This is a genomic window from Nonomuraea sp. K271 (genome assembly GCF_009908215.1).
GTDB lineage: Bacteria > Actinomycetota > Actinomycetes > Streptosporangiales > Streptosporangiaceae > Nonomuraea > Nonomuraea longispora.
This window is the reverse complement of the sequence record NZ_JAAAHR010000310.1, coordinates 1-4609: the sequence shown is the minus strand read 5'-3', so window position 1 is coordinate 4609 and position 4609 is coordinate 1. Positions and strand designations below refer to the sequence as shown.

The 4609-nt window shown below is 73.5% G+C and carries 2 protein-coding genes; both read left to right on the top strand.

Annotated elements, in window-relative coordinates:
• A partial coding sequence (locus GUY59_RS46125; RefSeq protein ID WP_161715100.1) for a glycoside hydrolase family 2 TIM barrel-domain containing protein occupies positions 1-2736 on the top strand: 2736 nt, incomplete at its 5' end.
• Between the two features lie 20 nt (positions 2737-2756).
• Positions 2757-4400, top strand: coding sequence for an acyltransferase (locus GUY59_RS51155; RefSeq protein ID WP_289514401.1), 1644 nt, complete (start codon positions 2757-2759; stop codon positions 4398-4400).
• Positions 4401-4609 lie beyond the last annotated feature (209 nt).

The following is a 4609-nucleotide window of genomic DNA, read 5'->3' as shown; positions in this document are numbered from 1 at the left end:
ACCCGACTGCCGTCGCACTGCGTGCTGGAAGGGGACGACGTGCCCCTCTACACCAACACCGCCTACCCGTTCCCCATCGACCCGCCCCACCTGCCCGACGACAACCCGACCGGCGACTACCGGCTCCGCTTCGACCTGCCCCGGGACTGGCCCGCGGGCCGGACCGTGCTGCGCTTCCAGGGCGTCGACTCCTGCGGCACGGTCTGGCTCAACGGCGACCTGCTCGGCCACTCCAAAGGCAGCCGGCTGCCGTTCGAGTTCGACGTCACGGGGCTCGTGCGGGCCGGCGTCAACGTGCTCGCCGTACGCGTGCAGCGCTGGTCGTCCGGCAGCTACCTGGAGGACCAGGACATGTGGTGGCTGCCCGGCATCTTCCGCGACGTCGAACTGCTGGCCAGGCCCGAAGGAGGCATCGACGACCTCACCGTCCTCGCCTCCTACGACGCCGCCACCGGCTCCGGCACGCTCCTCGTCGACGCCGACGCCCCGGGCGTGGTCGAGATCCCCGAGCTCGGCGTCGCCGTACCCACGGGAGAGGAAATCACGATCGCCCACGTCGAGCCGTGGAGCGCCGAGAGCCCCCGCCTCTACCGCGGCACCTTGCGCGCCGCCGGCGAGACGATCGACCTGCCCGTCGGCTTCAGGACGGTCGAGATCACCGGCGGCCGGCTACTCGTCAACGGCAGGCCGGTGCTCTTCCGCGGCGTCAACCGGCACGAGCACGACCCCGTGCGCGGCCGCTCACTCGACCGCGCCACCATGATCCGCGACATCGAGCTGATGAAGCGCCACAACGTCAACGCCGTCCGCACCGCCCACTACCCGCCGCACCCCGAGTTCCTGCGGTTGTGCGACGAGTACGGCCTGTGGGTCGTCGACGAGTGCGACATCGAGACCCACGGCTTCGTCTACGCCGGCTGGGAGGGCAACCCTCCCGCCGAGCCGATGTGGCGCGACGCCCTGCTCGACCGCGCCCGGCGGATGGTCGAGCGCGACAAGAACCACCCCAGCGTCGTCATCTGGTCGCTCGGCAACGAGAGCGGCAGCGGGGCGGCGTTCGGCGACATCGAACGCTGGATCCGCGAGCGTGACCCCACCCGGCCGCTGCACTACGAGCGTGACCCCGGCTACCGCCACTCCGACTTCCACAGCGCGATGTACCCGTCGCTGGACGACCTGGAGCGGATCGGACAGCGCAAGGAGGAGACACCGGACGGGGTGGCCGTGGACTCGCCCGACGACGTGCGGCGGCGCGGGCTTCCTTTCCTGCTGTGCGAATACGCCCACGCCATGGGGAACGGGCCGGGCTCGCTGGCCGGTTACCAGGCGATCCTGGAGTCGTACGAGCGGTTCTGCGGCGCGTTCGTGTGGGAGTGGATCGACCACGGGCTGAGCGGGACCGACGAGCACGGTCGCACGTACTACCGGCACGGCGGAGACATCGGCGCCACCCCCGACGGCGGGCGGTTCTGCCTGGACGGGCTGCTGTTCCCCGACCGCACGCCCTCGCCCGGCCTGGCCGAGCTGCGCGCGGCCATCGCGCCCGTGGGGATCGCGGTGGACCCGGGCGCGGGCGAGGTGGCCGTCACCGGCAAGTACGACCTGATCGACCTCGCTCACCTGGACTTCCGCTGGTCGGTGGAGGTGGACGGAGAGCCGCGCGACGGCGGGGCGCTTCCCGTGCCGCACTGCCCGGCCCGCGAGACGGTGCGCGTCCCCCTTCCCGCCGTCGGGATCGCGGCGGAGGGCGAGACCTGGCTCACCGTCGAGGCCTCGCTCGCCGCCCCCGCCCGCTGGGCGCCCGCAGGCCACGTCGTCGCCTGGGCCCAGACCCGCCTCGGCACCGGCTCCCACCGCCGCCCGCGACCCGCCCGATCCGCGAGCGTTCCTCCCCCCGTGGCAGGGGAGGTGGCCCTGGGCGGGGCGGCGTTCGACGCCAGGACCGGGCGGCTGATCAGGCTGGGGGACGCCGAGCTCGACGGGCCGGTGCTGGACGTGTGGCGGGCCCCCACCGAGAACGACCGCGGCCAGGGCCCCAGGAACACGCTCGCCGCCGACTGGGAGACCGTCGGCCTCGACCGTTTCCTGCACCGCACCGCGAGCGTCGAACGCCCCGACGACCACACCCTCGTCGTACGCGGCCGCAGCGGCCCGGCCACCCGCATCCTGGGCTTCCGCACCACGTACACCTGGCGATGGCAGGACGGCGCGCTCCACCTGACGATCGAGGCCGACCCCGTCGGCGACTGGCACGACACCGCCTACGGCGGCCTCAGCGTCACCCCGCCGCGCATGGGCGCCAGGTTCGCGCTCCCCGGCGGCTACACCGACGTCGCGTGGTTCGGGCGGGGCCCCGGCGAGTCGTACGCCGACAGCCTGGCCGCCGCCCGCGTCGGCCGCTTCGCCCGTACGATCGACGACCTGCAGACCCCGTACGTCTTCCCGCAGGAGAACGGCAACCACGTCGGGACCCGCTGGCTCGAACTGTCGGGCGACGGCCTGCCGACGGTGCGCGCGGACGGTGAGCCGCACTTCGACTTCACCGCCCGCCGGTGGACCAGCCAGGCGCTGGCCGCCGCGCTCCGCCCGCACGACCTGGCCGACTCGGGGCGCGTCTGGCTCAACCTGGACCACGGCCAGCAGGGCCTCGGCAGCGCCTCCTGCGGTCCCGCGCTGCCCGAGCGGTACCGGCTGCCGGTCCGCCGCTACACCTGGTCGATGACGCTGAGCACGTGATGTCTTCCAAGGAGCAACCGATGACGTCGAAGTTCGACTTCTGCCCGTGGCTGTACTGGGACCACGCGACCGACGAGGACCGCCGCGCCCAGGAGAGCCACCTGACCGGGCTGCGCGCCAGGATCGCCGTCGAGGCCGCGGAGAAGGTCTTCGTCTCGCCGCTGGCCGCCGTCCACGCCGACCGTCTGCGCATGGGCGACCACAGCTACATCGCCGCCCACGCCTACGTCACCGACACCCTCGTCATGGGCGACGACTGCACGCTCAACCCGTACGCCGTGGCGCGGGGGCGCGTCGTGCTCGGCGACGCCGTACGCGTGGGGGCGCACACGTCCCTGCTCGGCTTCAACCACGGCGTCGAGCCCGACCGGCCCGTCTTCCGCCAGCCGATCAGCTCGAAGGGCATCACCGTCGGCGACGACGTGTGGATCGGCTCCAACGTCGTCGTGCTGGACGGCGTCACCATCGGCGACCACGCCGTCGTCGGGGCGGGCGCGGTCGTCACCAAGGACGTGCCCGCCTGGGCCATGGTCGCCGGCAACCCGGCCCGCCCCATCCGCGACCGCCGCACCCGGTCGCGTCCGGCGAACGACCTGGAAGGGCTGCTCGCCGCCTTCGCCGGCCGCGCCCGCGACCAGGCCGAGGCGGTGCTCGCCCGCTGCTGGACTGGCGAGCGGTACGTCGACCGCCCGGACGCCCCGCCCACCGTACGGGCCTGGTGCGACGCCGTGGAGATCGCCGACCTGCTCCTCGGCGGCCCGCCTCCGGTGCCGGCGCGCGAGGAGATCGTCGCCTTCCTGCGCGACCGCCAGGACCCCGCCACGGGCCTGATTCCGGAGATCGGCGCCCCGGGCTCGCCGGAACGGCCGGAGGCGGGGAGCGGGCCGGAGCTGGAGGGCGTCACGGCGTACCACGTGCTCTGCGCCGGTTACGCGCTCGACCTGCTCGGCACCGGCTTCCGGCACCCCGTCCACGCCGTCCACGACCTCACCGGCAAGGACCTGGCCGCCGCACTCGACGCCCTCGACTGGGACCGCGAGGCGTGGACGTCGGGTTCGGTCGTGGACGCCATCGGCACCGGCCTCTACCGCAACCTCGCCGGTTTCGGCCTGCGCGGCGACCTCGAGACCCTGTACGGCTGGCTGCTCACCCGCTGCCGGCCTGGCCACGGCATGTGGGGGGAGCCGGATCCCGGCTCCGGCCTGCTGATGGTGGTCAACGGCTTCTACCGGCTGACGAGGGGGACGTACGCGCAGTTCGGGATGCCGCTGCCGTACCCGGAACGTGCCGTCGACACCGTGCTCGCCCACGCCGGCGACCCCCGCTACTTCCACGGGGACACCGGCAACGCCTGCAACGTGCTCGACGTCATCCACCCGTTGTGGCTGGCGGGCAGGCAGACGGCGCACCGGCGCGAGGAGGGCGAGGAGTGGGCGCGGCGGCACCTGCGCCGCGCGCTGGGCGGCTGGCAGGACGGCGCGGGCCTCAGCTTCGCCCTCACCGGCGGCAGCGGCGCGGCCCGCGTACCCGGCCTACAGGGCACGGAGATGTGGCTGGCCATCGTCTGGCTGCTCGCCGACTACCTGAGCCTGTCAGGCGCCCTCGGCTACCGCCCCCGGGGCATCCACCGCCCGGCGCCGGCGATCCACCTCCCGAACCTCTGACGTTGACCGCCCTGGACGGCGGTCCACCTCCGAACCTCCGACGCGCCGTCGCCCTTACAAGCTTGGCTCCGGTCACCCCGGACATGCAGCCAACCCGCCGTTCGGAAACGCCTCGCCATGAACAGGTCAGGTGGCCCCGCCCCTGATCGATGCACCCGCCTCGACGGTGGCGGCCATCGCCTGGTGGCCGGACGTGCTCGGGTGGAGGT

What these genes read in the sequence shown, in the direction of transcription:
- GUY59_RS51155 (WP_289514401.1), top strand. Translation starts at nt 2,757, where the DNA reads ATGACGTCGAAGTTCGACTTCTGCCCGTGGCTGTACTGGGACCACGCG.